30 protein-coding genes and 1 other RNA gene are annotated in these 25,674 nt (G+C 43.0%); 8 read left to right on the top strand and 23 right to left on the bottom strand.

All coding sequences use genetic code 11. The features are described 5' to 3' along the window. Window positions 1-102: 102 nt before the first annotated feature. From kdgT to kdgR, 4 genes are read right to left on the bottom strand one after another with little or no spacing between them, the layout of a single operon-like run. The gene (gene kdgT, locus QA442_RS10710) at window positions 103-1,095 is read right to left on the bottom strand and encodes a 2-keto-3-deoxygluconate transporter (protein WP_279474351.1); all 993 of its coding nucleotides are present in this window, start codon (window positions 1,093-1,095) and stop codon (window positions 103-105) included. Between the two features lie 44 nt (window positions 1,096-1,139). Then, on the bottom strand, window positions 1,140-1,730 hold the full coding sequence (eda, locus tag QA442_RS10705; protein ID WP_279474350.1) for a bifunctional 4-hydroxy-2-oxoglutarate aldolase/2-dehydro-3-deoxy-phosphogluconate aldolase: 591 nt from the start codon (window positions 1,728-1,730) through the stop codon (window positions 1,140-1,142). Between the two features lies 1 nt (window position 1,731). Next, complete coding sequence (gene kdgK, locus QA442_RS10700) at window positions 1,732-2,706, bottom strand: 2-dehydro-3-deoxygluconokinase (RefSeq protein WP_279474349.1); 975 nt, start codon at window positions 2,704-2,706, stop codon at window positions 1,732-1,734. Window positions 2,707-2,743: 37 nt separating this feature from the next. Continuing rightward, the gene (gene kdgR / locus QA442_RS10695; RefSeq protein ID WP_279474348.1) at window positions 2,744-3,763 is read right to left on the bottom strand and encodes a pectin utilization transcriptional regulator KdgR; all 1,020 of its coding nucleotides are present in this window, start codon (window positions 3,761-3,763) and stop codon (window positions 2,744-2,746) included. A gap of 221 nt (window positions 3,764-3,984) precedes the next feature. Between kdgR and kduI the strand changes: the two genes are divergently transcribed. Continuing rightward, window positions 3,985-4,812 carry a 5-dehydro-4-deoxy-D-glucuronate isomerase gene (gene kduI, locus QA442_RS10690; protein WP_069149766.1) on the top strand — a complete coding sequence of 276 codons (828 nt, stop codon included), beginning with the start codon at window positions 3,985-3,987 and terminating at the stop codon, window positions 4,810-4,812. Window position 4,813: 1 nt separating this feature from the next. After that, on the top strand, window positions 4,814-5,578 hold the full coding sequence (kduD, locus tag QA442_RS10685; RefSeq protein WP_014664360.1) for a 2-dehydro-3-deoxy-D-gluconate 5-dehydrogenase KduD: 765 nt from the start codon (window positions 4,814-4,816) through the stop codon (window positions 5,576-5,578). Between the two features lie 41 nt (window positions 5,579-5,619). On the opposite strand, the gene QA442_RS10680 is transcribed toward kduD, so the two are convergent. Next, entirely contained in the window at window positions 5,620-7,545 is a 1,926-nt protein-coding gene (locus tag QA442_RS10680) for an ATP-dependent DNA helicase (protein ID WP_014664361.1), read from the bottom strand. A 102-nt stretch (window positions 7,546-7,647) separates the two neighbouring features. After that, window positions 7,648-7,839, bottom strand: coding sequence for a hypothetical protein (locus tag QA442_RS10675; RefSeq protein WP_014664362.1), 192 nt, complete (start codon window positions 7,837-7,839; stop codon window positions 7,648-7,650). 163 nt (window positions 7,840-8,002) lie between these two features. On the opposite strand from QA442_RS10675, the gene QA442_RS10670 reads away from it, so the two are divergent. Further along, the gene (locus QA442_RS10670) at window positions 8,003-8,155 is read left to right on the top strand and encodes a YpzG family protein (protein WP_010327933.1); all 153 of its coding nucleotides are present in this window, start codon (window positions 8,003-8,005) and stop codon (window positions 8,153-8,155) included. 52 nt (window positions 8,156-8,207) lie between these two features. On the opposite strand, the gene QA442_RS10665 is transcribed toward QA442_RS10670, so the two are convergent. From QA442_RS10665 to QA442_RS10625, 9 genes are all read right to left on the bottom strand, one after another. Further along, on the bottom strand, window positions 8,208-9,365 hold the full coding sequence (locus QA442_RS10665) for a THUMP domain-containing class I SAM-dependent RNA methyltransferase (protein WP_014664363.1): 1,158 nt from the start codon (window positions 9,363-9,365) through the stop codon (window positions 8,208-8,210). A 100-nt stretch (window positions 9,366-9,465) separates the two neighbouring features. After that, window positions 9,466-9,847, bottom strand: an RNA gene (gene rnpB, locus QA442_RS10660) — RNase P RNA component class B. A 64-nt stretch (window positions 9,848-9,911) separates the two neighbouring features. Then, the gene (gene gpsB, locus QA442_RS10655; protein ID WP_003225629.1) at window positions 9,912-10,208 is read right to left on the bottom strand and encodes a cell division regulator GpsB; all 297 of its coding nucleotides are present in this window, start codon (window positions 10,206-10,208) and stop codon (window positions 9,912-9,914) included. 77 nt (window positions 10,209-10,285) lie between these two features. Then, entirely contained in the window at window positions 10,286-10,828 is a 543-nt protein-coding gene (locus QA442_RS10650) for an SLOG family protein (protein ID WP_147772163.1), read from the bottom strand. An 89-nt stretch (window positions 10,829-10,917) separates the two neighbouring features. Next, window positions 10,918-11,142 carry a spore coat protein CotD gene (cotD, locus tag QA442_RS10645; protein WP_040082809.1) on the bottom strand — a complete coding sequence of 75 codons (225 nt, stop codon included), beginning with the start codon at window positions 11,140-11,142 and terminating at the stop codon, window positions 10,918-10,920. Window positions 11,143-11,224: 82 nt separating this feature from the next. Beyond that, window positions 11,225-11,353: a hypothetical protein gene (locus QA442_RS10640; protein WP_003230707.1), complete on the bottom strand. Its 129-nt coding sequence runs from the start codon at window positions 11,351-11,353 to the stop codon at window positions 11,225-11,227. Window positions 11,354-11,453: 100 nt separating this feature from the next. Next, window positions 11,454-12,695, bottom strand: a complete 1,242-nt coding sequence (mrfB, locus tag QA442_RS10635) for a metal-dependent exonucleaseMrfB (RefSeq protein WP_279474347.1) — start codon at window positions 12,693-12,695, stop codon at window positions 11,454-11,456. Between the two features lie 15 nt (window positions 12,696-12,710). Then, complete coding sequence (mrfA, locus tag QA442_RS10630) at window positions 12,711-14,960, bottom strand: ATP-dependent helicase MrfA (protein WP_279474346.1); 2,250 nt, start codon at window positions 14,958-14,960, stop codon at window positions 12,711-12,713. Between the two features lie 102 nt (window positions 14,961-15,062). Then, a complete protein-coding gene (locus QA442_RS10625) occupies window positions 15,063-15,569 on the bottom strand; it encodes a PTS sugar transporter subunit IIA (protein WP_279474345.1) in 507 nt (168 codons plus the stop codon). 138 nt (window positions 15,570-15,707) lie between these two features. Between QA442_RS10625 and QA442_RS10620 the strand changes: the two genes are divergently transcribed. Continuing rightward, window positions 15,708-16,127, top strand: coding sequence for an Hsp20/alpha crystallin family protein (locus tag QA442_RS10620; RefSeq protein WP_014664369.1), 420 nt, complete (start codon window positions 15,708-15,710; stop codon window positions 16,125-16,127). 20 nt (window positions 16,128-16,147) lie between these two features. On the opposite strand, the gene QA442_RS10615 is transcribed toward QA442_RS10620, so the two are convergent. Then, complete coding sequence (locus tag QA442_RS10615) at window positions 16,148-16,525, bottom strand: YppG family protein (RefSeq protein WP_014664370.1); 378 nt, start codon at window positions 16,523-16,525, stop codon at window positions 16,148-16,150. A 186-nt stretch (window positions 16,526-16,711) separates the two neighbouring features. Between QA442_RS10615 and QA442_RS10610 the strand changes: the two genes are divergently transcribed. Continuing rightward, entirely contained in the window at window positions 16,712-16,900 is a 189-nt protein-coding gene (locus QA442_RS10610; RefSeq protein WP_003230690.1) for a YppF family protein, read from the top strand. Between the two features lie 39 nt (window positions 16,901-16,939). Here the strand turns inward: QA442_RS10610 and QA442_RS10605 are convergent, their stop codons facing one another. Together QA442_RS10605 and QA442_RS10600 are read right to left on the bottom strand one after the other, a co-directional pair. Beyond that, window positions 16,940-17,311 carry a YppE family protein gene (locus tag QA442_RS10605; RefSeq protein WP_014664371.1) on the bottom strand — a complete coding sequence of 124 codons (372 nt, stop codon included), beginning with the start codon at window positions 17,309-17,311 and terminating at the stop codon, window positions 16,940-16,942. A gap of 45 nt (window positions 17,312-17,356) precedes the next feature. Further along, the gene (locus tag QA442_RS10600) at window positions 17,357-17,602 is read right to left on the bottom strand and encodes a DUF5446 family protein (protein ID WP_279474342.1); all 246 of its coding nucleotides are present in this window, start codon (window positions 17,600-17,602) and stop codon (window positions 17,357-17,359) included. 197 nt (window positions 17,603-17,799) lie between these two features. Between QA442_RS10600 and sspM the strand changes: the two genes are divergently transcribed. Then, complete coding sequence (sspM, locus tag QA442_RS10595) at window positions 17,800-17,904, top strand: acid-soluble spore protein SspM (RefSeq protein ID WP_003225606.1); 105 nt, start codon at window positions 17,800-17,802, stop codon at window positions 17,902-17,904. A 24-nt stretch (window positions 17,905-17,928) separates the two neighbouring features. Here the strand turns inward: sspM and QA442_RS10590 are convergent, their stop codons facing one another. Then, window positions 17,929-18,891, bottom strand: a complete 963-nt coding sequence (locus QA442_RS10590) for a DUF2515 domain-containing protein (protein ID WP_095431529.1) — start codon at window positions 18,889-18,891, stop codon at window positions 17,929-17,931. A 40-nt stretch (window positions 18,892-18,931) separates the two neighbouring features. On the opposite strand from QA442_RS10590, the gene recU reads away from it, so the two are divergent. Next, a complete protein-coding gene (gene recU / locus QA442_RS10585) occupies window positions 18,932-19,552 on the top strand; it encodes a Holliday junction resolvase RecU (protein ID WP_014664374.1) in 621 nt (206 codons plus the stop codon). A 21-nt stretch (window positions 19,553-19,573) separates the two neighbouring features. Then, window positions 19,574-22,318 (top strand): PBP1A family penicillin-binding protein, encoded by a 2,745-nt coding sequence (locus QA442_RS10580; RefSeq protein WP_095431528.1) that lies wholly within the window; start codon window positions 19,574-19,576, stop codon window positions 22,316-22,318. Window positions 22,319-22,391: 73 nt separating this feature from the next. On the opposite strand, the gene QA442_RS10575 is transcribed toward QA442_RS10580, so the two are convergent. The 4 genes from QA442_RS10575 to asnS form a co-directional block, all read right to left on the bottom strand. Further along, window positions 22,392-22,886, bottom strand: coding sequence for a YpoC family protein (locus QA442_RS10575; protein ID WP_095431527.1), 495 nt, complete (start codon window positions 22,884-22,886; stop codon window positions 22,392-22,394). Further along, window positions 22,883-23,542, bottom strand: coding sequence for an endonuclease III (gene nth, locus QA442_RS10570; protein WP_014664377.1), 660 nt, complete (start codon window positions 23,540-23,542; stop codon window positions 22,883-22,885). The genes QA442_RS10575 and nth overlap by 4 nt, the downstream gene beginning before the upstream one ends. Before the next feature lie 18 nt (window positions 23,543-23,560). Continuing rightward, complete coding sequence (dnaD, locus tag QA442_RS10565) at window positions 23,561-24,259, bottom strand: DNA replication protein DnaD (protein WP_014664378.1); 699 nt, start codon at window positions 24,257-24,259, stop codon at window positions 23,561-23,563. A 92-nt stretch (window positions 24,260-24,351) separates the two neighbouring features. After that, complete coding sequence (gene asnS / locus QA442_RS10560) at window positions 24,352-25,644, bottom strand: asparagine--tRNA ligase (RefSeq protein ID WP_040083776.1); 1,293 nt, start codon at window positions 25,642-25,644, stop codon at window positions 24,352-24,354. Window positions 25,645-25,674: the final 30 nt, after the last annotated feature.

Below are 25,674 nucleotides of genomic sequence, written 5' to 3'. Positions count from 1 at the left end.
CTCCCTATTCTAGCCGTTCCATTACAGGCTAATGGAAGGGGGGGGGAAAGTCAAATTGTTTGTATAAAAGGCTGCCGGTACGTTTGGCGGCAGCCTTTTTATTCAGTTGATCGTCATTTGATTTTTTGGCGGAGGTGTTCTCCTCTTTTTCCGTTTGATTTTTTTATCCACCCACACTGTTGCCAGCGGGGTTAAGAGCGAGGTGACAATAACGCTTGTCGCTATAATTGCAGTTGCCGATTCAGCAACTGGGGCAAATGAGGCATTCGCTTCCGCTAATGCGTATGGGACAGCTACAGCAGCCCCCGCCGTAGAAGAAGCCGCCACACCCGCGACACCGTCCCCCCGCGCAACAAAACGATCAAGCAAAAACAAGGAGCTGCCCGATAAAATGACGACAGAAACTCCGATAAAAATGCCGAGCAGCCCTGATTGAATCAGCATTCCAAAATTCAAGGTATTGCCGAGCGAAAAGGCGAAAAATGGAATGATCGCTGGCACAACCTTGCTGAATAAGTCCCTGAGATCATGATCCAGATTTCCAAGTATACATCCGAGCAAAAACGGGATGACTGTCGCTGCCAGCGTTTCCCATGGGAATGCGGCAAGTCCCGTCACACCAAACGTCACCATGGTCATAAAAGGACCTGATTCTGTACTAATAAAGGCGAAAGCGCCCGCATCCTCTTTTCTTCCCATATGGTTCATAAGCGCCAAATACAGTCCGCCGTTCGTTTCATTCATTACCGCGACAATTGCTAAAACAGAAAGGCCTGCAAAAAAGCCGGATTGTATGCCATCGTCTGGTATAAATTGCGCTGCGATCACGCCGAGCAGCGCCGCAAATCCGACCTTTCCCAATAATAACGTGATTCCTTTTCTTGCGATGTAGCCTGAGGAACGAAAATCAATCGTTGCTCCTACGCAAAAGATAAAAACACCCAGTATCGGCAGCGTTCCGGTAATCAAAGCACCCGTAAAACCTCCAAAGAACTCCGCTGTTCCAGGAGCAAACGTGTTGAGCGCCGCTCCAAGAAATAGCGGAATAATCATCATTCCGCCAGGTACCCGTTCAATTGTCGCCTTGATTTTCATATTGTGGATTCTCCCATCCTCCGGTTATGAAAAAACAATACCCCTTACACTTGGAAAACAGCCTGTAAATCCTCTTTTGAACAGCTGCCCAGCTGGCTGCCGACACCGACGGCACCTGCTCCGGCTCTAAGCCAATCCGGCACTTCAGACGGATGAATCCCGCCTGTCGGAATAAAGGTCACCTGCGGGAAAGGGCCCGCTAAACTTTTCATAAACGGAAGGCCAAATACACCGCTTGGGAACAGTTTTAATGTCGTAAAACCGAATGTCAGCGCTTCCATAATTTCGCTCGGAGTCAGGACGCCGGGGATATAATGTGTTTTTACAAAAGAAAGGTGCTCAGCAAGATCAGCTGAAAAACCCGGACTGACAATAAACTGTGCGCCAGCCTCAGCAGCTTCCCCAGCTTGCTGCGCGGTGATGACCGTGCCCGCGCCAATTAAAATATCGTCTCTATTACGGAAGGTTTCGATAATATCTGATGCCCCGGGCGTCGTATACGTCACTTCAACTGCACGAATCCCTTTATCTAATAAACTCTCAATCTGCTGACAGGCATCCTGTTTATCCTTTGAGCGAATGACTGCAATCAGCCTGGCTTCTTGCAGACGGTTTTCAACGATTTTGGACTCCATATTAATAATCCCCTTTCTTTTGGTAAACCGTTCTTTGAGCAGATAAAAACGAAGCTAATTTCTCCCTGGTCGGCAAACCGTCCATATCCCCCGGTGCCTGCACTTGCAAAGCGCCAATCGCATTTCCCCTTTGCACCGCATCCTTGTACGACAAACCATCTAGGATACCGCTGATTACACCGACTGCAAATCCGTCTCCGGCGCCGACTGTATCAACCACCCGGTCGACTGGGAAGCCTTCTAGAAATCCTTCACTTGTCTCCGTTTTAAAGTAAGCGCCTTCTTTTCCGAGTTTAATAGCAACAAAGCTGACTCCTTTTTTCAGATAATAATCAGCAATGCCTTCAGGTGTTTTTTCTCCGGTCAATAGCTCTCCCTCTGTGATCCCCGGAAAAAACCAGTCTGCAAGCCCAGCCAGATCATTAATTGTGTGTATCATTGTTGCTTGATCAGGCCAAAGCGAAGGCCTTAAATTAGGGTCGAATGAAATGGTTTTCCCGGCGTTTCTCATATCGTTCATGACATGATACGTGAAGTCTTTCATATCGGCTGATAAGGCAGGCGGAATGCCTGTCACATGCAAATGGCCTGCGCATTGAAAATAGTCTTTCGGATATTCAGCAGAAGTTAATGTGCTTGCAGCTGAGTTTTTCCTATAGTAGGTAACTTGCGGGTCACCTTCTTTCACTTTTGACTTCAGCAGCAGCCCGGTGGGATTTTCGTTCGAGGAGCGGATCACGCGGGACACATCCACTCCCTCTTTTTTAAGTTCCTGTACAATAAACGTGCCGAGCTGATCATTGCCGACCTTGCTCATCCATCCCATTCGGAATCCAAGTCTGGCAAGGCCGCAGGCGACATTGCTTTCTGCTCCGGCAAGCCCTTTAGAAAAAGTGGATACTTCATGAAGGCCTCCATACTCATTTGCGTAAAACATGGCCATTGATTCACCGAATGTCACCGCATCAAGCTTCATCTCTTCCCAACCTCCTCTTAGTTGAGGGCACCTAGGATTAAAGTGACTTTCTCATGATGACTTTTGCCTCCAATTCAATGGTTTGAGGCGCTCCTTTGTCACCTTCAATCCTTTTTAATACACGTTCCATCGCCGTCCTGCCCATATCATGTGACGGCTGGGCGATCGTTGTAATGCCTGGACCGATCAGTTTGTACCATTCCGTATCATCGAATCCTGCAATCCCTATATCTTGAGGGATGCGCAGGCCAAGCTCTTCCATACAGCTGATGATTTTCAGCATAATCAAGCCATTCAAAGCCAGAATCGCTTTTTTTTGCTCCGGCATCTCCTTGTGAAAAGAACGAAGCGCCGCCTTAAGCTGCTCCTTGTCCTTTACGTCAATTTCATACATTCTGACAAGCCCGTTCACATTTTGAACCGCAGCCATTTCCTGATACACCGCTGCTCTTTCTGCACGAGGGCTGATAGAGGAAATTGGTTCGGTAAACAGCGCGACATCAGTATACCCTTTGCTGTAAATCTTCTGAAGAATCTCTTTAGTGATCCATCTGTTGTCAGTCGTTACGGTATCCAGTTTCAGGTCCGGCAGTTTCCGGTCAATTAAGATTGTTGGAATGTGCTGTTCAGCAAAAGCGCGCAGTACATCCTTGTTTTCCCCTGTTGCGTTTAAAATCAGACCCTCAACCGAATGGGCTTCTAGCTTTAAGAGCATTTCCCGCTCTTTTTCAGGACTGTTATCTGTGTTGCACACCATAATGCTGTAGCCATATTGATCACAAACCTCTTCGACTCCCCTGAAAGCATCGACCGAAAAAGGGTTTGTAATATCCGCTACAACAAATCCAATTAACTTGCTTTTTTTTATTTTCAAACCTTGGGCCATTTTACTCGGCCGATAATTCAGTTCTGCGATTGCCTTTTTAATGTTTTTCACTTTTTCAGGAGAAATCGCGTCAATTTTTCCGTTAATATAGCGGGAAACTGTTGATTTCGAAACTCCTGCATATTCAGCTACATCTTTGATGGTTGTATGGCCTGTTGTTTTCTTTTTCATTCAAGTGCTCCTGTATCTCTTATATTTGAAACCGATTTCAAAACCGTTACAACAAAAGAATACCATAATTTTAACATTTGGGAAGAGTTTTTTTAATAATGTGTCAATTCATTATTTTTTCGTTGACTCTTTACACTATTTATCCTAAAATTTTCTTTGAAACCGTTACCAAAATATTTTCATTCAAGTGATGCTGAAATCCTAACCAAGGGGGAAATATAATGGAAAATCGTTATTCTGTACATCCTGAACAAGTAAAACGCTTTACAACAGAGGAGCTTCGCAGTCATTTCTTAATGGATTCTTTATTTACAGAAAACAAACTTACGATGTATTACTCACATGAAGACCGGGTTGTCATCGGCGGAGCGGCTCCAGGGCAAAGTGAACTGAAGCTTGATGCAGGTGATTTTCTAAAAACAGACTTCTTTTTGGAACGGCGTGAAATCGGGATTATTAATGTCGGCCAGCCTGGTGCTGTCAGGGTTGGCGATGATGAATATGTGCTTCAAACAAAGGATTTTCTCTATATTGGAATGGGCAATCAGGATGTATCGTTTTCAAGCCTGAACGGGGAAAAAGCGAAGTTTTACTTCGTCTCCTCCTGCGCCCACAAAAGCTATCCGACACAAAAAGCCGCCCTATCTGAGCTGACACCGGACCGCCTTGGTGATGATGCAGCGTCTAATGTCAGAAGCCTGTACAAAGTCATACATCAGGATGGCATTAAAAGCTGCCAGCTGATGATGGGAATAACGATGTTAGATCAAAACAACAACTGGAATACCATGCCGGCTCACGTTCATGACCGTCGGATGGAGGCTTATCTTTACCTGGATCTTGAAAAAGACTCAAAGGTGTTTCATTTCATGGGCCAGCCAGACGAAACACGCCACCTTGTGGTTGGTAATGAGCAGGCTGTCCTTTCCCCCGCCTGGTCTATTCATTCTGGCGCAGGAACATCAAATTACAGCTTTGTGTGGGCAATGGCTGGAGAAAATTATACTTTTACGGACATGGATCTCATTCCGATGGATGGGCTGAAATAAGATGGGTTATCTGCATGACGCCTTTTCACTAGAAGGAAAAACAGCGCTGGTGACAGGCCCGGGAACAGGGATCGGTCAAGGAATTGCCAAAGCGCTGGCCGGGGCTGGCGCTGATATTATCGGCACATCACATACAAGCAGTCTGTCTGAAACACAGCAGCTTGTGGAACAGGAAGGCCGGACATTTACATCTTTTACATTGGACATGAGCAAGCCGGAAGCGATCAAGAATTCAGCAGCTGAGCTGTTCGAAAACAGGCAGATCGACATCCTTGTTAATAATGCGGGTATTATTCATCGAGAAAAAGCGGAACATTTTGCAGAAGAGAACTGGCAGCACGTACTGAATGTCAATCTAAACAGCTTGTTTATTCTGACACAGCTGGCAGGCAGACACATGCTGAAAAGAGGTTATGGAAAGATAATTAATATCGCCTCTCTCCTGTCTTTTCAAGGCGGGATACTCGTTCCTGCTTACACCGCGAGCAAACACGCTGTTGCCGGTTTGACAAAATCCTTTGCAAATGAGTGGGCAGCATCGGGCATTCAGGTCAATGCAATCGCCCCAGGCTATATTTCTACTGCGAATACAAAGCCTATTCGGGATGATGAAAAGCGAAATGAGGACATTTTAAAAAGAATTCCTGCCGGCCGCTGGGGCCAAGCGGATGATATCGGAGGGACAGCAGTCTTTTTGGCGTCACGTGCTTCAGATTATGTGAATGGACATATCTTAGCTGTTGATGGAGGCTGGCTATCCCGCTGACAATGAAAAAAGCTGACGAACAAGATCGTCAGCTTTTCCTATTACATCATATGCGGTTCAACAGGCAGGACCTTTTTGACTTCATCAATGATGCGTTCATTTTCTCCGCCAGCGTAAATGTGAATCGAGCCGCTGTCTTGATTCGAGCGAATCAGACGCCCGATGCCCTGCCGTACGCGTAACAACATATATGGCAGATCCACTTCTTCGAACGGATCTTTTTTCGCTCCGTTGCGTTTCGCAGTAAATACAGGGTCATGAGGCGGGAATGGCAATGACCAAATTGTAACATTCCTCAATGCGTCACCAGGAATATCGAGTCCTTCCCATAAGTGAACCGAACAAAGTACTGTTTCCTCTTCCTCTTGGAATTTCTCCACTAAGCTGCTGATTTCTTCATCACCTTCAAAGAAAATCGGATACGGCAGCTCCCATGCAGCCGACAGCTCTTTAAACTCGTTTAATTCTTCAAAAGAAGGGAATAGCACAAGGGTTCTACCTTTGTAACGTTTAATTGTTTCAATCGTCTCAGCCGCTTTTTGTTCAGCTGCCATGTCTGTTTTTGTGTATAGATTAACAGTCATTTGCTCGTCATAATCATAAGGTGAATCTACAGTTAATGACAAATAATCATGAATCCCGAGACTGTCGGCAATATAATCAAATGAACCGCCTTCTGACAACGTAGCAGACGAGAAGATATAAGGGATTTTCTTAGAAAACACCTTTTCGCCAAGTACTTCTGCTACCGTTCTCGGCATCACGACAAAAGTGGATTCTGCTTCCTTTTTCTCCAGCCAGCTGATCGCGTCCTTTTGATATAGAGATAATGAATACGCCATTTGTTCAACATATTCTTCCACAACTGACAGCTCGTATTGATCAATCGTGTACATTTCAGACTCGAATACAAGTGCCTCACCGATTTTATCAAGTAAACGGCAAAGCTCGTCCGCCGTCTTTTTGACACGCTGGTCATTTTTTATTTCTAAACGGTGTGAACCGGCTACTTCTTTTGATTCTTCAGAAAGAACATAGAAAAATTCGTCGTTTGCAGCAAGTGCATCTTCAATCAATTCTGCAAACTCTTCTCTGATGTCATTTTGCAGCAAACGTTCTAAAAACAATTCAAGTGTAGACTGCTTCACTCTGTAGGTAAGCGCTTTTTGTGCAGCAAACTCCAGCAAATGCCCTTCATCAAATACAACTGCACTATGATCAGGCAAAAGCGGCAGCTGCCCTTCTCGTTTGCGTGATTCTTCCGTCCATACATGCTCCATATAAAAATCATGAGAACATATGATTAAGTCCGTTGACTTGCGGTAGTAATCTCTGGAAAGCGTCAGGCCGCATCTGTGTCTCATATCACAAGTCAGACAGTCCTGAAACGAGTCGTAGCTTACGTCAGACCATTCTTCATTTGATAGATTTGCGTACTGCTTACGGTCGCCATACGGATAAAAGCGCTGCATCGCCTGTGACTCATGGACAAATGACGGTAACGATTCATAAAGATCCAGCCATTTATCATCATCAGAACGCTGCATTGTTTTTTCAAGCTTCTTCAAGCATAAATATTGCTCATGTGATTTTGACAGCCTTGTATCAATTTTCAGATCAAGATGCTCAGCCAGCTTTGAAATATCGCCCTCTTTTTTCACCAGCTGTTCGATTAATGTTTCATCGGCACAAGCAATGATGGCCGGTTTGCCGACATACCTTGCATAGCTGATCGCAAACAGAAGATAAACCAGCGTTTTCCCCGTTCCCACTCCAGCTTCGGCGAACATGACTTTTTTCTCTTTAAACGCCCGCTCCAGCTGAAAAGCCATAAATACTTGCTCATCCCGAAGATCAAACCCTTTTTCGGGAAGGATATCGTAAAACACGTCACCAATCCAATTGTTCAATTCTTCATAAAAATTCTTTGTTTTCGTTAAAGAAAAAGGCAAACGTGATGTTGTCACCTAGTTCCAACCCCCAACTATTCGACATTCAGACCACCAATAATATCATTTTCCGCTGATGAATACAATAAAAAAACTTGGCATTGCCAAGTTTTTTGCAGTTTACTTGCGATTGATCACATGCGACGATAAAAAAGGATGGTCTGTTGAATAAATATGTTCTACCGCTTTTTCTAAATCATTTTGCGCATGCGACATCACAGACGGAGACGAATCAGTCCCGAGCTCCTTTAGCTCGTTTGCTGTTGCGTCAAGCGCCCTTTGAATAAGATTAAAATGTTCGCTGTTCAGCATGAGATCACCTCTGATGGAAATAATCATCATTGTATGCGAACTTTTCATTTTATATACATGCTTTACCGCATGTTATCCCCGAAACTTGCACAAACTACACTTGATATTCCGTCTTTGGATTATCCGTCTTATCAACAATATTCTATCAGGGAGTGATGTTGACATGAGTTATAGAAACCGATTAGATCAGCATTCTGAACTGTTTCATCACAATTGGACGCGGCCTAAACGTTCTAAGTCTCAAGTAAACGGTCACACTGAAATGTCCCAAACCAACATTATATTGAGAAGCAATGCGAAAGCTCACCGTTGGTAACGATAGAATATGGCTGAAAGATGAAAGAAGACGCATGCAGAGCGTCTTCTTTTTATTCGTTTTCTGTTTTCTTGCGCTGCGGTCTTACTTTTGACCAATATTGATAATAATCCGTTTTAATAAACCCGTTAAAGAGCTTGCGTTTCTTCGTTGCTTTTCTGCCATATGCTTCCTCAAAGTTTTCATTTGATGTCAGCATATACACAGACCAAGTATCAAGCGGCTCGAACGCCTGCCCCATTTCTTTGTACATCTGTTCAACAGCTTTTTTCTCGCCGAGACGCTCTCCATATGGCGGGTTGCCGACAATTACGCCAAACTCCAGATTTGTGGTAAAGTCTTTGACCTGCATCTGCTTGAACTGGATGAAATCTCCCAAGCCAGCTTCCTCTGCATTTTCTTTAGCGATTTGAACCATGCGGTGGTCTATATCGCTTGCGAAAATCGTAAGCGGCTGGTCATAGTTTGCCTTTTCTTCGACTTCAAGCCGCGCTTTGTCCCACAGGTCTTTGCCGATCCATTCCCAATCCTCTGAGACAAAATCGCGGTTGAATCCCGGAGCGATGTTTTGGCCGATTAATGCCGCTTCAATCGCGATTGTTCCGGAACCGCAGAAAGGATCGGCAAACGGACGGTCCGGCGTCCAATTGGTTAATTGCACCAAAGCAGCTGCAAGTGTTTCTTTAATTGGCGCGCCGCCCTGATCGACACGGTATCCTCGTTTGTGAAGGCCTGTCCCTGATGAGTCCAGTGTAATAAGAGCCTGATCTTTCAATAAAGAAATTTCCACTTTATACTCAGCACCTGTTTCTTCAATCCAATCATTGGCTTTGCCGGACTGCAGCTTAAGCTTTTCTACAATTGCTTTTTTGACAATCCGCTGACAGTCGGGAACGCTTGCAAGTGTTGATTTTACCGATTTTCCGATGACAGGGAATTTCCCGTTTTCAGGTATAAATGAGCGCCAGTTAATCGCTTTCGTTTTTTCAAACAGCTCATCAAATGTTTTCGCTTTAAAGGAAGCAACCTGAACCTTTATGCGGTCGGCTGTTCTAAGCCAAAGGTTTGCACGGCAGATGGCGAGCGCATCACCTTCAAAAATAACTTTCCCGTTATCAACCTTGCATTCGTATCCTAAATCTCGTACTTCCTTTGCGACAACCGCTTCAATACCCATCGGCGCCGTTGCAATTAGTGTATACTTCTTCATCGTATCACCCTGTCTTTTAAAACTTTTCTCATTTCAAGATAAAAGCTCTCCTTATACGGGAGAGCTTGTTTTCATCATTTTAAATGTAAGTGGTCTAACGTTCTGTAAGCCATGTTTTGTTCCGTCGTACTGCAAACGGCTTATCACCTCGTACTCAGGCGGCAATCATCTATCTACAGAAAGCATTCTGTCCTTCTCTCCGTTGAATTCCGTTAAGAAGGTTCCCCTACCAAAATTTGGGTTTCTCGCTCGAGGGGTTTACCGCGTTCCACTCTCACCATTTCTAGTGAGACTTCGTCACTGTGGCACTTTCAAGGATACTCAGCCATATCCAGAGGACGTAGGCTTTTTTCCTGCCGTCAGCCCCTAAAGGCTGCCCTAGCTTATGACTTCGCTAGGCACGAACACTACGGGCATCTCAGCACCGTGCGAGCATGGACTTTCCTCTACAGATTCAAGATCTGCAGCGATTACCCGAACGTTAAGAACATGAATTATTATATAACAACTGATTACAATTTACAAGCGCCATTTTTTTCAAGCGCGTCAATCATAAAGCTTGCTGCCAAAAACGTGTTTTTCTAAGTTAGACAGCCGTTTTAAAATATCAAAGTTTGTTGTGTTAGATTGCACAGGCTGTTTCTTGCTGGCTTCTTCAAGCTGTTTTTTCAGCTGCAGATTTTCCTGCTGCAGTTCTTCAATCTCTTGATGGAAGGTTTCATAATCCTTAATAATCATATCTAAAAATTTGTCAACGTCTTCTTGCTTGTAGCCTCTAACGCCTGTTTTAAATTCTTTTTCCAAAATTTCTTTCGCAGAAAGCTTTACTTTATCAGCAAGCATCTTTTTCACCTCGTATCGTGAATCATCACATATATTTTTTCAGAAATCTGTACGGTTGTCAAATTTCTCTCTCTTTGTTAGTAGCTGTCTTCCTCCACTGTCACTCTCAAGTCATCCATCGTGATAAAATAGATGGGATACCCGTCCCGTTCGCGTCTCTTTTCAGCCGTCTCAAGCATATACTTTGGAGATCCTTCCTTTTCAGGATCATATAACAGCATCAAGGCGTCTGATTTTTCTATAAAAAACTGATTTTTTTGTTTAAACTGAAGCGGGCTTTCATACGGCCTGTGAGTCAGGCTTTCTTCGTAGTCAGCCTGTGCCAGGACAGCTTCGTAAAGCTCTTTATTAGGCTCTTTCCAGTTCTTGTCCTGATCGTAGAAAGGGGTAATTACAGCTACCTTTAAATCAGGGTATTCCTCCTGCAAATCATATGCAGCTTCAGCAGCCCACAGCTCCGCTCCAAGCTGTCCCGAAATTAAAATCCATTCTAAGCCCTCATCTAAAAATCCGATCAGCCGGTTTTTAATCGCTTTTTTTATGTAATACAGCGCCTTATCATCCTGCTTAAAAATCCCCAATTCAAACGGTTTATATCCCGTAATAGCCAAAACTTTCAAGTTTTCACCTGCTTTTAAAAAATGGGGTCCCCTTCAGGGCCCCATTTTTAATGTTGCGTGTTACACCAATCAGTCTGCACGATTCAATACTAATCGCAGCAAGGTTTTCCTGCCTGAAAATGCTGATGTGTTGTCGGATCATAGCTAGAGTATGTGTGTGGATAGTAGTGAACATGCTCAAAATGATGGTGATTTACATTTGTCGTATGCTGTGGATGAATATGCGGCACGACAGTATTGGAAAACGTATGGTGCTCACAGCAATGCGTAGGATGGACAATCGGCGCCATCACGTGCGGTCTGCAGTGGTACATAATAAGATCCCCTTTCCATAACTTTATTACAATATTAGGTTATGAAACATAAGGGGTACATGTTCTAATACAAAAACCTATTTTAAAAGTGTGCAATTAAGCTGTCTTTAAAGTTTGAAAACACAAAAGCAATCAAAAATACCACAACAAAGAACAAGTAAAAAACACCCTTATACATACCAACTCTCCCTTTAAAAATAACTAACGTCATTTTACAGGATTCGCCGCTATTCTACAACAAAATCACTGTGAATTCAGCAAAAAAAATTCATAGCGAAACAAGTCGTCTTTTGCGCTTTCCCGGGGAATATTTAAGAGGAATATTTCCTCTTCAGCCGGGCGATTCTCATATGCAGTTTTTTTGTTTCTTTTTCTGATAAAAATGCCGCATCGCTAAGCAGTTGTTCTGCTATCTGCAATGCTTTTCCGAATTCTTTTTTCTTATGCTCAAAATATTTCGCGAGCTCTATTACAGCAGCGTATCTGCACTTCTGATTTTGCGAGCGGGACAGTTTTTCCCAAAGCGGCACTGCTTCTTCCAAGCGGTTTTGTTTTTTGTACAGGAGCGATAAATCCAGTCGTGCACTGTCCTGATCCTCAAACGATTTTTCTATAAGCCTTTCCAGCTGTTTGATCGCTTGATCCGTTTCTTTATGAGCCATAAACCATTTGGCCATGGCATAAGCTTCACTGTGTTCTTTTGGCGCATGTGATTCTGAAAGGATTTTTTTAGACATATGAATATACAATGAAATAAGCGATAGCACATCCATTTCATTATGCTGCAGGACACCTTTTAGAAGATCCGGCTCTTGCGCCTTGATAAAATGAAAGTAAAGCATCGGCGCCAAGTAGCCCGGTGTGTCTTCTAGTCTGCGGATGCCGAGCTCTTCTTTTTCAACCGTGCCGAGGGATACACGGTCCATTTTGTGTTTCCACAGGCGTCTAGCTCCATGTAAAAGGTCAAAGTGGCCGAATTCCGGAAGCTTCGGAAGTCTGTCACGGATCAAGGTATGCCTTGTTTTCACCTGAGGCCAATCAAAGGCTTTGCCGTTGTAGGTCACAAGTGATGTAATGTCAACCTCGCTTAAAAAGCTTTGATACAAGGCGACTTCGTTCCCCGGCTTAGGCAAAAGATGCTGTTTGACTGTCACTCGGTCTTCATACACTCTCGCATGGCCAAGCAAAAAAATGGTATTCCCAGCTCCGCCTCCAAGACCGGTTGTTTCTGTATCAAAGAAAAAGAGATTGTTTTTGTTATACCCTTTTGCTGACAACGTATGCGACAGGCCGCTTTGATTCCACAATGTGATCACTTTCTCAAGTTCAGAAAAATGGTATAACCCATGCCGGTGAGAAAGCGGATATTCTACTTCTCTGATCAGGCAGTATTCATCTTCGAAAAAGAAAGGCTTCATGCCAAAAGCCTCCCACTCTTCTAAAAACGGGATGTCATCAAAGTGGTTTTCTTGTTTGCCAGCTTCTATTTTTTGTTCTCCTTCGTCGAGCACCATGTGCTTTTTCATACGCTGGAGTTTCCCTTTTAATGACATATCCAACCTCCCTCCTTACGACATCTGATCCAACATGCGCAAAATTCTTTCCTTTGCTTTTATCCCTTCTATTTCGGTACCTATACAAGACGGACAGCCGTCATGACAAGGGCATCGTTTTATAAGCTGTTTCGCCGCTTCTTTGATGTCTGAAAAACGTTTAAAAACTTCCTCTGCCAAACCGATACCGCCCGGATAATGATCGTATAAAAATATGGTTGGCAATCCTGTATGGGCTGCTTTAATTTGAGAAACGACATGAACATCATTTCGATCACACATGATATATACAGGGACAATATGCTGAAGCACATTTGTGATGCCAAGAAGCAGCTGTTCCAGTGTCTTTTCCCCGATGTCTTCGTCCGCTGTTTTGATTTCGAGCCAAGCTGCACTTGTATGCAGTTCTTCTTCCGGCAAATGAATAGGTCCAGACCCAATATTTTCAAACGTGGTCATTTTTATTTTTTTAAAAATGGTCGGCAGAGCATTGACAGTGACATCTCCGTAATGCAATGATGTACGGCTTTTTTCTTTCGTTTGATCGATTTCTAACACCTTCAGCTGAACTGCTAGGTTTGCATCTGTATAATATTCGACATCAACTTTTCTGACATAAGCCTTTTTATGGTCCCAATCGAGCTTCTCTACTTGATACTGAACGCCTTCATGCAAATAAATGGCTTCATCATGTAAAAGCGTCATCGCACTAAAACGGTCCATTTCACCGATAATCCTGACATTTGCAATATCCGACTGATCAACTATGACGACATTTTCCTGTGATGCGGAACGCAAACTGATGTTTGAAGCAGGGAACGACTCACTTGCCCAATGATACCGTTCGCCGTTGCGGTGAAGAACGGCCTCTTCCTGAAGATACTCAAGAATATCACTTACATCCATGGGCCCAAATTCTTCATCAGCTCTAAATGGAAGCTCATAAGCAGCACACTTTAAGTGGTCTACTAAAATAATCAAATTCTCCGGATTGATTCTTGCAGATTCCGGCGAACGATTAAAGAAGTATTCAGGATGCCGTACAATATATTGGTCGATCGGCGTCGAATTGGCTACCATGATAATTAAAGATTCACCGTGTCTTCTGCCGGCTCGTCCCGCCTGCTGCCAAGCACTTGCGACACTTCCGGGATAACCCGTCATCACGCACACCTGCAACTGGCCGATATCAACACCAAGCTCTAAGGCATTTGTACTGACCACTCCTAAAATGTCGCCTTCTCTCAAGCCTCTTTCGATTTCTCTTCGCTCTTTAGGCAGATAGCCTCCCCGATAGCCTCTGATTGATTTTGTTCCAATTTCTTTTTTCACGAGCTCCTGAATATGGCTTAAAATAATTTCCACCCGGACTCTGCTTCTGGCAAAAACAATGGTCTGCACTTTGTTTTTTAGAAACTCTTTCGCCAGTTCATTCACTTCTGCAGTTGCGCTCTTTCTAATATTCAGCGGTTTGTTTACAATTGGCGGATTATAAAATACGAAATGCTTGCGTCCGCTCGGGGCACCGTTGTCATCGACCAGCCGCATCGGTTTGCCTGTCAGCTGCTCTCCCAATTCCTTCGGGTTGGCAATCGTTGCAGAAGTGCAAATAAAAACCGGATCACTTCCATAAAACCGGCAGATCCGCTTCAGCCGACGGATCACATTTGCCACATGGCTGCCGAACACCCCCCGATACGTATGAAGCTCATCAATGACGATATACTTAAGGTTTTCAAACAAACTGACCCATTTCGTATGATGCGGAAGAATGGCAGAATGCAGCATATCGGGATTTGTGATGACAATGTGACCTGCTTTTCTCACCTTTTGCCTGATTGCCGGAGACGTATCCCCGTCATATGTAAAGCTTTTAATATCAATGCCCATTTCATCAATAATTTCATTCAGCTCGCTCTTCTGGTCTTGTGCCAGCGCTTTAGTCGGAAATAAATATAACGCTCGGTTTGTTTCATCCTGAGCGATGGACTGCAGGACTGGGAGGTTGTAGCATAACGTTTTTCCTGACGCGGTTGGCGTAACGGTAACAATGCTTTCTCCTTTTTGCACATATTGAAAAGCGGAATATTGGTGGGTATATAGTTCATCAATGCCCCTTTTCGTAAGGGCAGCTTTGATCCTCTCATCTATACTTTCAGGCATGGGCCTTGTTTTTGCTTCACGAGGCTCAATTTCATGCCAATTCACAACGTTTTCATTTCCTTTCAAATCAGAAATGAGTTCAGTCAGTGATTTCTTTTTCATTCTTTACACCTCTTTGTCAAGTACAGTTTACCGAATATTTGTTTGCATGGCTAGGTGCAAATTTTATACAGTTGAATAAAAAAAGCAAGGCATACGCCCTGCTTATTTCGCTTTGATTGTAAGGAGCTTTGATTCGCCTTTACGGGCAGCCTTTTCGCCTGCCGGCACAATTGATCCTACAGCCTCACCATTCATAATAACGATCGGGATGACGGTGCTGCTCGCTTTTTCATTTATTAATTCCAAATCACATGTAATCAGCGGGTCACCGACCTTCACTTTATCCCCTTCTTTAATGTGGGCAGTAAATCCTTCTCCGTTCATATTGACTGTCTCCAGCCCGACATGAATTAACAGCTCGATTCCGGAGCGAGTCCGAATGCCAACAGCGTGTTTGGTGTGGAAAATCTGAATGACTTCACCTTCAGCGGGAGAAACGATTTCACCGTTAGAGGGCTCCAGCGCTATTCCTTCTCCCATCATTTTCTGTGAAAAAACTGGATCCGGCACATCTGACAGGTCCATTACTGTACCGTCTGCCGGAGAATAAATAACCTCTTCTGTCACTTTTTCTTGAGTTTTGCCCATTCCGAATAATTTTTTCAGCAATGTGTTTTCTCCCTTCTCATTCACTTCAACCGTTATCCCTTCATTCACCACTATTTAACCACACTTTCAATTTTGCTTCAATTTATAACAACATCTGGCATAGACGCATAATCTGGTTAAAAAAAGGCGGTGGCTGAAGTGGAATTCTATGATGACAAAAAGAACGAACTGCAAAAGAAAGAGGAAATCATAACGGAGGCAATAGACACTCTTTTTCAATCCTCAGCATTCGGTAACCTTATAAACGGATTTCAGAACCTGATCAATTCGAGTTTAAAGGATGTGCAGACGACCATACATGTCAGAGAAAGAGATACTGGGCTTTATGTCGATATTACCATTCCGGCGACGTTTCGAGATGGCGAAATCGTCGTTGATGTCAAATCGAGGTATCTCCATGTCACACTCCAAGAAAAACAGAAACACCAATATGAAGCTACCTTTACAAGCATGACAAGAACGGTGCAGCTTCCTTATGAAGTTCGCCAAGAAGATATGGAAACATCTTGGAACGAGCAGACAATGACACTATTCTTTCCAAAAAATAAGCATGAATGAACGATTCATTCATGCTTCTATCATTTAAAAAAGCTGGTAAATCCCTTTATTAAAGATCCGACCTGATTCATTGCACTCATCACTTGACCTGTCGTATCCATCATTTTATTAAAATCAAATTGCCCATTGGCTTTTTTGAACTGCGACATAATGCTTTGAAATTGCGAAGGCTGCTGTTGATTAGGCCTTGGAATAGGATAAGGGTTGGAAAATACAGGCGGCTGCATAGGCATAGGCTGGATCGGAGCATAGGGCTGATAGTAATCCTGCTGTCCATAATGCTGCTGAGGAAGATGTTGCTCCAAATAACCGGGTGCAGCCTGCTGATAATATCCTTGCATTTGCTGAGGATCATAATAGCCCATTTGCCGAGGATAGCTTCGAGAGCTCCTGTTCATTGCGATTCCCCCTAAACTCAACATATTTCCCTTCTATATATGTATGAATGACTTCTATTGTTTGTGTCACGAGTAAAGATAAGTGTTTGTCAAATTGTGTCGAAAGTTTAAATTTTTTAAAAACAGAAAAAAGTCGAATCATTATGGTACCATATTTTCAATACAGATGAGAGGGGATGCACCATAATGAACGTATCATACTTAAGCAAACGTTTTGCAGAAATGAAGAAATATGAAACAGACTGTATGAATAAACTGATGGACTTTGCCAAGTTCCTCTATATTCAAGGACATCTCAGCATAACTGAGTTTCGTAACAGTATGAAGGTTCTCGAAGCAAATGGAGCAGAAAGCCCGGCATATGAGATGAATTAACGTCCGGCCCCCTATAACGAATTTAAAAGAAGACAGCCTTTACCGGCTGTCTTCTCTTGCAATTTCATCCTTTACTGCATGCAATGTATAAAGGACTGACTCAGTGATGTCCTTGAATCGTTTTTTATGAATATGATGAACATATGATTGAAGGACCAATTCCAGGAAATTATCTTTTGCGGTCTCAATTTGCTCTTTATGCACATATTTAGGGCGACGGGCTTTTATCAATTCAAGAGCACCCTCCGCCCAGCGAGCCGCCAGCTCATCATTCTCTTCAACTGCAGGCTTTATCGTCTCAAAAAAATCATAAGAATGATTACTGCTTTTTCCTTCCTGATATCGATCAGCGCCTTTTTCAGCAACTTCAATCATTTTCTCGGTCATTTCCAGCAATGTTTGTGATAGCAATACCTTTCACCTCAATGCCTATCGTACCAAACTTCACTCGTAAATTCAGCCGAAGCGGTATACCTTCTCAAACGCATACCTGTGTTCAGGCGATTGATACAGCTCATTTATACAAATATGAAGATCTATGATTTCTTCTTCCAGCACACTCAGGCGATCGTTTTCCGCTTCCCGCATCTCAGCCTCTAATGCATTTACAGAATGATTCAGGCTTTGCTCAGCTCGCGTTAATTCATCTTCTATATCAGAAAGCATACGGAGAATATCTGTCTTGCTTACATAACCGGACATTCGTGTACCTCCCTTTCCTCGTCTCTCCGGTTAACATTCTTTGCTCCCCAGGCTCTTTCCTTCTTCATGACAAAACTAGAAGCAAATCGCCAAACAAACAGGTATTCCACGAAAAGCTGAAGTTTTCGACAAAAACACCTGCAAAAATTGTATGATCCTCCTCCTTAATGCAAACGATACTTGTGAGGAGGTGCCGTATGAAAACTAGACCGAAAAAAGCCGGCCAACAAAAAAAGACTGAATCAAAAGCAATCGATTCTTTAGATAAAAAATTAGGCGGCCCGAACCGCCCTTCTACGTAAGAAGCAAGGAATTTCCTTGCTTCTTTATTTTTTCAGCCAATGTTCCACCGCAAAAAGCGCATGAAGCTGGCGCTTTTTATGTAAATACCAGTCTGTCACTTCAATCTGCTTTGGCAATTCCTCGCGCCTAAAGAACGTTTTCTTTATCTTTCCATGAAACCAATCTGTTTTCGTTCCGTCTAATGAGTGGATTACCTCAGGGTAGCATGTCCTTAGCATAGGAGATGTTCTCTTTGTAATCCCGATCATCTTTTCCATATCAAAACGGGAACCTGTGTGCGGCACTGTGTGCAAAAAGTGATAAAAAGCGGAAAACAATTCTGGCTTGAACAGCAATTCAGACAGCTGCTTTCCCAGCCTTATCCTTTCCTCCGCCTTTGAAAAGCGTTTCACTGAAATGCCGTAAAGGAACCCGTCTGAGGAAGGAAAAATAACGGTGTTAAAATGAAACCAGTCACTTAAATAAAAAGGAATCGTGTCAAAAACATTCTTTTTAAACGAAGGATTTTGTATAATAGGTGTTTGGATAGTGTTTTGTTCATTTATAATGAGGGCATACATTAGCCGCTCTGTGTTTCGCTCATGCCAAAAACGGGCCCATTCTTCCGACATAAATTGTGAGACGCCAAACACATGCAGAAGATGAAACAGCGGTTTCCCGACTTTTTTTGACCAGTGGTACAAAAGAAGCTGCGGATAGGCATCCGAAAAAATAAGCCAGTTCGCTCTTTCGTAGGCTAAAAAGAACCATTCTTGCTGTCTCTCACGGAGTCCAAGCTGAAACAGACTGCCTTTTAAGTCAGTCATTGACCAGCCGGCATTACGAGAAACGAAAGAAGCCAAGAGTGACCATTTGATTTCCGGATGACGGTCATAAAATGCTTTATATGCATTTGTTCTTGAAATGTTATCCGCGTTTTTTGTTTTTGTTTGCCGCTCAATCCGGCTCAGAAGCTTACTGATGGTCTGTTGTTCTTGCACGTTCAATCACTTCCGTTATGAATAGTTTAATAAGGAGGATGAGAAAGTGATTCGGTATCCTAACGGAAAAACATTTCAGCCGAAACATTCGGTTTCATCCCAAAGCAGTCAGAAAAGGGCCCCGTCATACAGTAATCGCGGAATGACCCTCGAAGATGACTTAAACGAAACGAATAAGTATTATCTGACAAACCAAATTGCCGTTATACACAAAAAGCCGACACCTGTTCAAATTGTAAATGTCCATTATCCAAAAAGAAGTGCCGCAGTGATTAAAGAAGCTTATTTTAAACAATCATCGACAACAGACTACAATGGGATTTACAAAGGACGGTATATTGATTTTGAGGCGAAAGAAACGAAAAACAAGACCTCTTTCCCCCTGCAGAATTTCCATGACCATCAAATCGAACATATGAAGCAGGTAAAGGCTCAAGACGGTATTTGTTTTGTTATTATATCCGCTTTCGACCAGGTTTATTTTTTGGAAGCCGATAAGCTGTTTTATTTCTGGGACAGAAAAGAAAAAAACGGCAGAAAATCAATTCGAAAAGATGAGTTGGAGGAAGCGGCTTATCCGATTTCTCTTGGATACGCACCTAGAATTGATTATATTAGTATTATTGAACAGCTTTATTTTTCGCCATCATCTGGTGCGAAAGGTTGATTAACGAAAGGTTGAGATGTTATGTCAGATCAATTTAACAGCCGTGAAGCTCGACGAAAAGCGAACAGCAAGTCGAGTCCTTCACCAAAAAAAGGAAAAAAACGAAAAAAGGGCGGATTGTTTAAAAAGACCCTTCTCACTTTACTCATTCTGTTTGTTTTAGGCGTTGTCGGCGGTGCCGTTACATTTGCCGTCATGGTTTCAGATGCGCCAAAACTGGATGAAAGTAAATTGAAGACGCCTTATTCATCAACAATATACGATAAAAACGGAAAAGAAATCGCTGAAGTCGGCGCTGAAAAACGGACCTACGTGCCGATAGATCAAATACCCGATGTTGTGAAAGAAGCCTTTATCGCGACAGAAGACGCTCGTTTTTATGAGCACCACGGGATTGACCCTGTCCGTATCGGCGGCGCCTTAGTTGCCAACTTTACAGACGGCTTCGGAGCTGAAGGCGGAAGTACGATCACCCAGCAGGTCGTCAAAAACTCCCTTCTTTCACATCAGAAGACGTTAAAACGGAAGGTGCAGGAAGTTTGGCTTTCAATTCAGCTGGAGCGCAATTACTCTAAAGATGAAATTTTAGAAATGTATTTAAACCGGATTTATTTTTCTCCTAGAGCATACGGAATCGGAAAAGCGGCGGAAGAGTTTTTCGGCGTCACAGATTTAAGCAAATTGACTGTCGAACAGGCTGCCACACTGGCGGGCATGCCGCAGAGCCCAACAGCGTACAACCCGGTTAAAAACCCGGATAAAGCGGAAAAAAGACGGAACATCGTCCTCAGTCTGATGAAAAAACAAGGATTTATTTCTGATTCTCAATACAACAAAGCGAAAAAAGTGGCGGTGAAAGACGAAGGCATTGTGTCACAGAAGGAATATGAAAAAACAAACTCAAATAAATACAGCGCGTTTGTTGAAGAAGTCATGAAAGAAATTGATGAAAAATCTGATGTCGATCCATCTGCTGACGGATTAAAGATTTATACAACATTAGATACAAAAGCACAAGATAAACTAGATGAATTAATGGACGGAGACACTGTCGGATTTACTGAAGGTATGCAGGGCGGCGTGACGCTTCTCGATACAAAAACCGGAGAAGTCCGCGCGATTGGTGCGGGAAGAAATTCTACGGTTGGAGGCTACAATTACGCGACCCAAGCTAAGCGACAGCCTGGATCTACCATTAAACCTATTCTCGACTACGGTCCAGTTATTGAAAATAAAAAATGGTCAACTTATGAGCAAATTGATGACTCAGCTTACACGTATTCAGATGGAACACCTATTCGAGACTTTGACCGCAGATATAAAGGACCAATGTCTATGCGTGAAGCACTGGCACAATCTCGTAATATTCCAGCTTTAAAAGCATTCCAAGCAGTCGGAAAAGATACAGCGGTAGACTTTGCCAATGGACTTGGGCTGGGATTAGATAAAGATACTGTATATGAATCCTACTCTATTGGAGGATTCGGAGAAGGGAATGTCGGTGTCTCTTCACTTACAATGGCAGGAGCATACAGCGCCTTCGGAAATAACGGAACATATAATGAACCGCATTTTGTAAAGTCTATTGAATTTAACGATGGCACAAAGCTTGATTTAACACCAAAATCAAAGTCAGCCATGAGCGATTATACTGCGTTTATGATTACAGATATGCTGAAAACAGCTGTTAAGACAGGTACTGGACAGCTCGCCCAAGTTCCGGGAGTGGAAGTTGCAGGTAAAACAGGTACAACAAACTTTGATGAAACGGATATGCAAAAATACAATATCGCACAAGGCGGTGTACCAGATTCATGGTTTGTAGGATATACACCTCAATATACCGCTGCTGTTTGGACAGGTGTAGATTCTCAAAATAAGATAGGGAAAAAATCTTTAAATAAAACAGAGCAACAGATTGCAAAGCGCATCTTCGCCCAACTCATCGCCGATGTCGATGACGGAAGCGGATCATTTGAGAAGCCTGACAGTGTAGTGGAAGCCACTGTAGAAAAAGGCTCTAATCCGGCAAAACTGGCAGGGCCAAATACGCCAAGCGATAAGAAGCTCACAGAGTACTTTGTTAAAGGCACAGCTCCTTCTACTGTTTCTAAAACATATGAGAAAGAAGAAAAAGAGGAAACAGCTAAATTGTCTGGTTTAAACGTGAAATACGATAAAGACAATCAATCTCTAACGTTAAGCTGGAATTACGACGGAGATGCGACCTTTGCTGTTAAGCAATCTGTTGATGGCGGCAGCTACTCGGAAATTCAAAACAGCTCTGCAAAAGAAGCAGTCATTTCGGGTGTGCAGCCAGGATCTGTGTACAAATTCGAAGTAACAGCCGTCAGTGATGATGGCAAAAGCACAGCTTCCACATCCTATGAGGTGCCAAAAGCTGAAGACGATGAAGATAAAAAAGACCAGCAACAAACGGATGATGAAAAACAAGATGATGAGAAGACTCAGGATGATACACAAACTGATGATTCTCAAAAAGATGACGGTCAGACGGATCAAGATCAGACAGATGATTCAACAAACGATCAAGACAATAAACAAGACAACACGAACACCAATCCGTCCGACAACAGTAACCAAGACCAATCAAACGATAACGACAACAGTAACAACCAGGATACGTCGGATGGTGATTCGAACTCTGGTAAAAATGATTCATCAGGTTCTGACACGAATAAAAATAAAACAGACACATCTAATAAAGCACAAACAAACTCATCATCAACTCAAAAAACAAATTAAACAAAAAAGCCGTCACCCTTCGGGTGATGGCTTTTTTTGTTCATAAATAAACCTCCCCTTTTAAGAGAAGGTTTTATCGATTCATCGCATGATATTTATAAAAATGCTTTTTCATTTCAGTAAACAGCTCATCAAGCTGAATAAAGCAATGATATTGAGTCGGCTTGAGGAGGATAAATTCCACTCGTTCGGCCCAATTGATCGGCATTACGGGAAATGATTTCTCCGTCAGTTCTGCCCAATCAAGAGATTTCACCCGCTCACCTGCTGTCCAATGAAACGAAGCAAGCAAACACACAATGCCCTTCAGCATGTCATTTTGATCGCATCTCGATTTTCGTGTTTGAAAGACAGGCAGAAGTGATTCTTTAATGTCTTCCCACACATTAAATAAAAGCGGAACATACTTACCTCTGTCCTCCCATGGCAAAACACCTTGAGATTCCGTGCTGAAATCAAAATACACAGGGCTAACCAGCAAGACATCTTTCATATCCGGGGAGATCACCGGGCCAAGACTGCGCAAGTATTCCTCATAGGAAGCCAACACTTCTTTCGCTTGCGTCATCGTTTCACCAGTCCTTTTTTATCTCTCTTCTGCCCTTCTCTGCATAAAGAAAGCAGCGGACATTCCGCACAGCGCGGAGATTGGGCTTTACAGTGATATCTGCCGAAGAAAATAAGACGGTGATGCGTAACGGACCAGTCTTCTTTTGGAACCTTGCGCATCAGCGTCTTTTCAACTTCCAGCACTGAGTCCTTCCACCGGCAGATACCCAACCGTTTGCTGACCCTCTCCACATGGGTATCTACGGCGATGGCCGGCACACCAAAGGCAACCGATACCACTACGTTAGCAGTCTTTCTTCCGACCCCTGGCAGCTTAACAAGCTCATCACGGTCCCTCGGCACTTCTCCGCCGTACTCTTCGATAATCATTTTACTCAGTTTTTGAATATTTTTCGCTTTATTACGATATAAACCGATTGATTTAATATCTTGCTGAAGCTCTTCCAGCGGGACAGCCAAATAGTCTTCCGGCCGTTTATATTTTTGAAATAATGTTTTGGTCACTCTGTTTACAAGTGCATCTGTACATTGAGCAGATAAAGCGACAGCCACCACTAATTCAAAAGGATTGGAATGAACCAGTTCACACTCCGCATGAGGAAACATGTCACCTATCTTGTCCAAACAGAATTCAATTTGTTTTAGATTTAACACGATTGTCACCTTTTCACTTTATTGTTCAAGCCAATTGTAAAAAGGAACCTGCCTTTTATACTCTTTTTGCGGTTCATTCTGCTTTGCTTGTACCCGCCGGAATTTTTGGCTGTGTATTTTTGCCTGCTCCACAGTTTTCAGCCCGTTTTTCTTCCATTCAAACAAAATCCGGTCAATGTAGCGGAAACTGAGTTTTCCTGACAGTACAGCCTCTTTTAACGCGTGTTTGATCAGTTGTGCGTCATGCTGATCCTGGTCCTGCCAGATCGCCAGCGTTTCACACTCTAAAGGTGATAACGGCCTTGCGAACTCTTCCTCAAAAATGGTATAAAGGCTTTTTTGTTCCCCTTCTGCTTTTCTTTCCTGTGTTTGATTCTGTACAAGCTGAATATACTCGTACAGCTTGCCCCATAAAGGCTGGAGAGAATACTTCTCAAATTTGATGCCGTTTTGATCCTCGCATTCTTCAATAAACAGAAAGCCTTTTTGAATAAACATGCGCAATCTGTTTGTACATTCCTCAACAGAAATTGACATACCTTCCTGCAGCTGATTCGGTGTAGGAAAATATGATCCTTTTTCTAAATGCATTTTAATTTTTAACAGCAGAATAAGTTCTGTTTCATTAAGTCCAAGCTGTTTATAATGCGTGAGCAGAAGATTGGGGATTGTTGATGTTCCATGCTCCTGCATATCAATAAATTGCTGTTTTTTCATCGTCACACCTCTTACTGTAAAGGATTGTGATTTCCCCTTTACTGTAAAAAGTCTCCCTTGCAGGAGACTCTTTTTTGTTTCATTTGAATGTATTACGGATACAGACGGTTTAATAGTCTTGGGAACGGGATCGTTTCACGAACGTGAGGCGCTCCGCTAATCCAAGCTACTGTCCGCTCTAATCCAAGACCGAAGCCTGAATGAGGAACTGATCCATATTTTCTAAGTTCAGCATACCATTTATATGCGTCAGAATCCAGTCCATGTTCTGTAAGACGCGATTCCAAAAGTTCCATATCGTGAATCCGTTCAGATCCGCCAATGATTTCTCCATAGCCTTCCGGTGCAATCAAGTCAGCGCAAAGCACGACGTCCTCACGGTCAGAAGCCGGCTGCATATAGAACGGTTTTAAAGACGTCGGATAGCGAGTGATGAATACCGGTTTGTCATAGTGTTCAGCAATTGCTGTTTCATGAGGCGCTCCGAAATCATCTCCCCACTCGATATCGTCAAAGCCTTTTTCTTTCAGAAATTCAATCGCTTCATCATACGTGATTCTTGGGAAAGGAGCTTTGATTTGCTCAAGTTTTGACGTGTCTCTTCCCAATGTGTTTAATTCAATTTTGCAATTCTTAAGAACGGATTGCACGATGAAAGAAACATAATTTTCCTGTACTTGAAGGTTTTCTTCAAACTCTACAAACGCCATTTCCGGTTCAATCATCCAGAATTCGATTAAGTGGCGTTTTGTTTTAGACTTTTCCGCTCTGAATGTCGGTCCGAAAGAGAATACTTTTCCTAAAGCCATTGCCGCAGCTTCCATGTAAAGCTGGCCGCTTTGAGACAGATACGCATCTTCATCAAAGTACTTTGTCGCAAAGAGCTCTGTTGTTCCTTCAGGTGCACTTCCAGTCAAAATCGGCGGATCCACTTTTACAAAGCCTTCGTTATTAAAGAATTCGTAAGTCGCGCGAATGATTTCATTACGGATTTTCATGATCGCATGCTGGCGCTTTGAACGAAGCCATAAATGTCTGTGATCCATCAAAAATTCCGTACCATGTTCTTTTGGTGTAATTGGATAATCAGTCGCTTCGTGAATGACTTCAATATCTGTCACAGCTAGTTCATATCCAAGCGGGGAACGCTCGTCCTCTTTGACAATCCCTTTTATATAGAGTGACGTTTCTTGAGTCACTGATTTAGCTGTTTGGAAAATGCTTTCTTCCACTTCCGCTTTTACTACGACACCTTGAATAAAACCAGTACCGTCCCGAAGCTGTAAAAATGCAATTTTCCCGCTTGAACGCTTATTAGCGACCCAAGCTCCGATCGTTACTTCCTCACCTACGTGCTTGTACACTTGGTTGATTGTTGTTTTCAACATATTTCCCTCCAAAACAAGAAAGACATT

It is taken from the genome of Bacillus stercoris (assembly GCF_029772985.1).
GTDB lineage: Bacteria > Bacillota > Bacilli > Bacillales > Bacillaceae > Bacillus > Bacillus stercoris.
The sequence above is the reverse complement of the archived record's forward strand: the minus strand, read 5'-3'. Positions and strand labels throughout refer to the sequence as shown.

Bases quoted from the DNA above. Each gene is read 5' to 3' on its own strand.
- gpsB (WP_003225629.1), bottom strand. From the start codon at position 10,208: ATGCTTGCTGATAAAGTAAAGCTTTCTGCGAAAGAAATTTTGGAAAAA.
- mrfB (WP_279474347.1), bottom strand. From the start codon at position 12,695: ATGTCATTAAAAGGGAAACTCCAGCGTATGAAAAAGCACATGGTGCTC.
- mrfA (WP_279474346.1), bottom strand. From the start codon at position 14,960: ATGAAAAAGAAATCACTGACTGAACTCATTTCTGATTTGAAAGGAAAT.
- QA442_RS10600 (WP_279474342.1), bottom strand. From the start codon at position 17,602: ATGTCCGGTTATGTAAGCAAGACAGATATTCTCCGTATGCTTTCTGAT.
- QA442_RS10575 (WP_095431527.1), bottom strand. From the start codon at position 22,886: ATGACGCAAGCGAAAGAAGTGTTGGCTTCCTATGAGGAATACTTGCGC.
- kduI (WP_069149766.1), top strand. From the start codon at position 3,985: ATGGAAAATCGTTATTCTGTACATCCTGAACAAGTAAAACGCTTTACA.
- QA442_RS10670 (WP_010327933.1), top strand. From the start codon at position 8,003: ATGAGTTATAGAAACCGATTAGATCAGCATTCTGAACTGTTTCATCAC.
- cotD (WP_040082809.1), bottom strand. From the start codon at position 11,142: ATGTACCACTGCAGACCGCACGTGATGGCGCCGATTGTCCATCCTACG.
- QA442_RS10665 (WP_014664363.1), bottom strand. From the start codon at position 9,365: ATGAAGAAGTATACACTAATTGCAACGGCGCCGATGGGTATTGAAGCG.
- QA442_RS10640 (WP_003230707.1), bottom strand. From the start codon at position 11,353: ATGACGTTAGTTATTTTTAAAGGGAGAGTTGGTATGTATAAGGGTGTT.
- kdgT (WP_279474351.1), bottom strand. From the start codon at position 1,095: ATGAAAATCAAGGCGACAATTGAACGGGTACCTGGCGGAATGATGATT.
- sspM (WP_003225606.1), top strand. From the start codon at position 17,800: ATGAAAACTAGACCGAAAAAAGCCGGCCAACAAAAAAAGACTGAATCA.
- dnaD (WP_014664378.1), bottom strand. From the start codon at position 24,259: ATGAAAAAACAGCAATTTATTGATATGCAGGAGCATGGAACATCAACA.
- QA442_RS10615 (WP_014664370.1), bottom strand. From the start codon at position 16,525: ATGAACAGGAGCTCTCGAAGCTATCCTCGGCAAATGGGCTATTATGAT.
- kdgR (WP_279474348.1), bottom strand. From the start codon at position 3,763: ATGAAAAAGAAAACAACAGGCCATACAACCATCAAAGATGTAGCTGAA.
- eda (WP_279474350.1), bottom strand. From the start codon at position 1,730: ATGGAGTCCAAAATCGTTGAAAACCGTCTGCAAGAAGCCAGGCTGATT.
- QA442_RS10610 (WP_003230690.1), top strand. From the start codon at position 16,712: ATGAACGTATCATACTTAAGCAAACGTTTTGCAGAAATGAAGAAATAT.
- QA442_RS10675 (WP_014664362.1), bottom strand. From the start codon at position 7,839: ATGCTGAACAGCGAACATTTTAATCTTATTCAAAGGGCGCTTGACGCA.
- kduD (WP_014664360.1), top strand. From the start codon at position 4,814: ATGGGTTATCTGCATGACGCCTTTTCACTAGAAGGAAAAACAGCGCTG.
- QA442_RS10580 (WP_095431528.1), top strand. From the start codon at position 19,574: ATGTCAGATCAATTTAACAGCCGTGAAGCTCGACGAAAAGCGAACAGC.
- kdgK (WP_279474349.1), bottom strand. From the start codon at position 2,706: ATGAAGCTTGATGCGGTGACATTCGGTGAATCAATGGCCATGTTTTAC.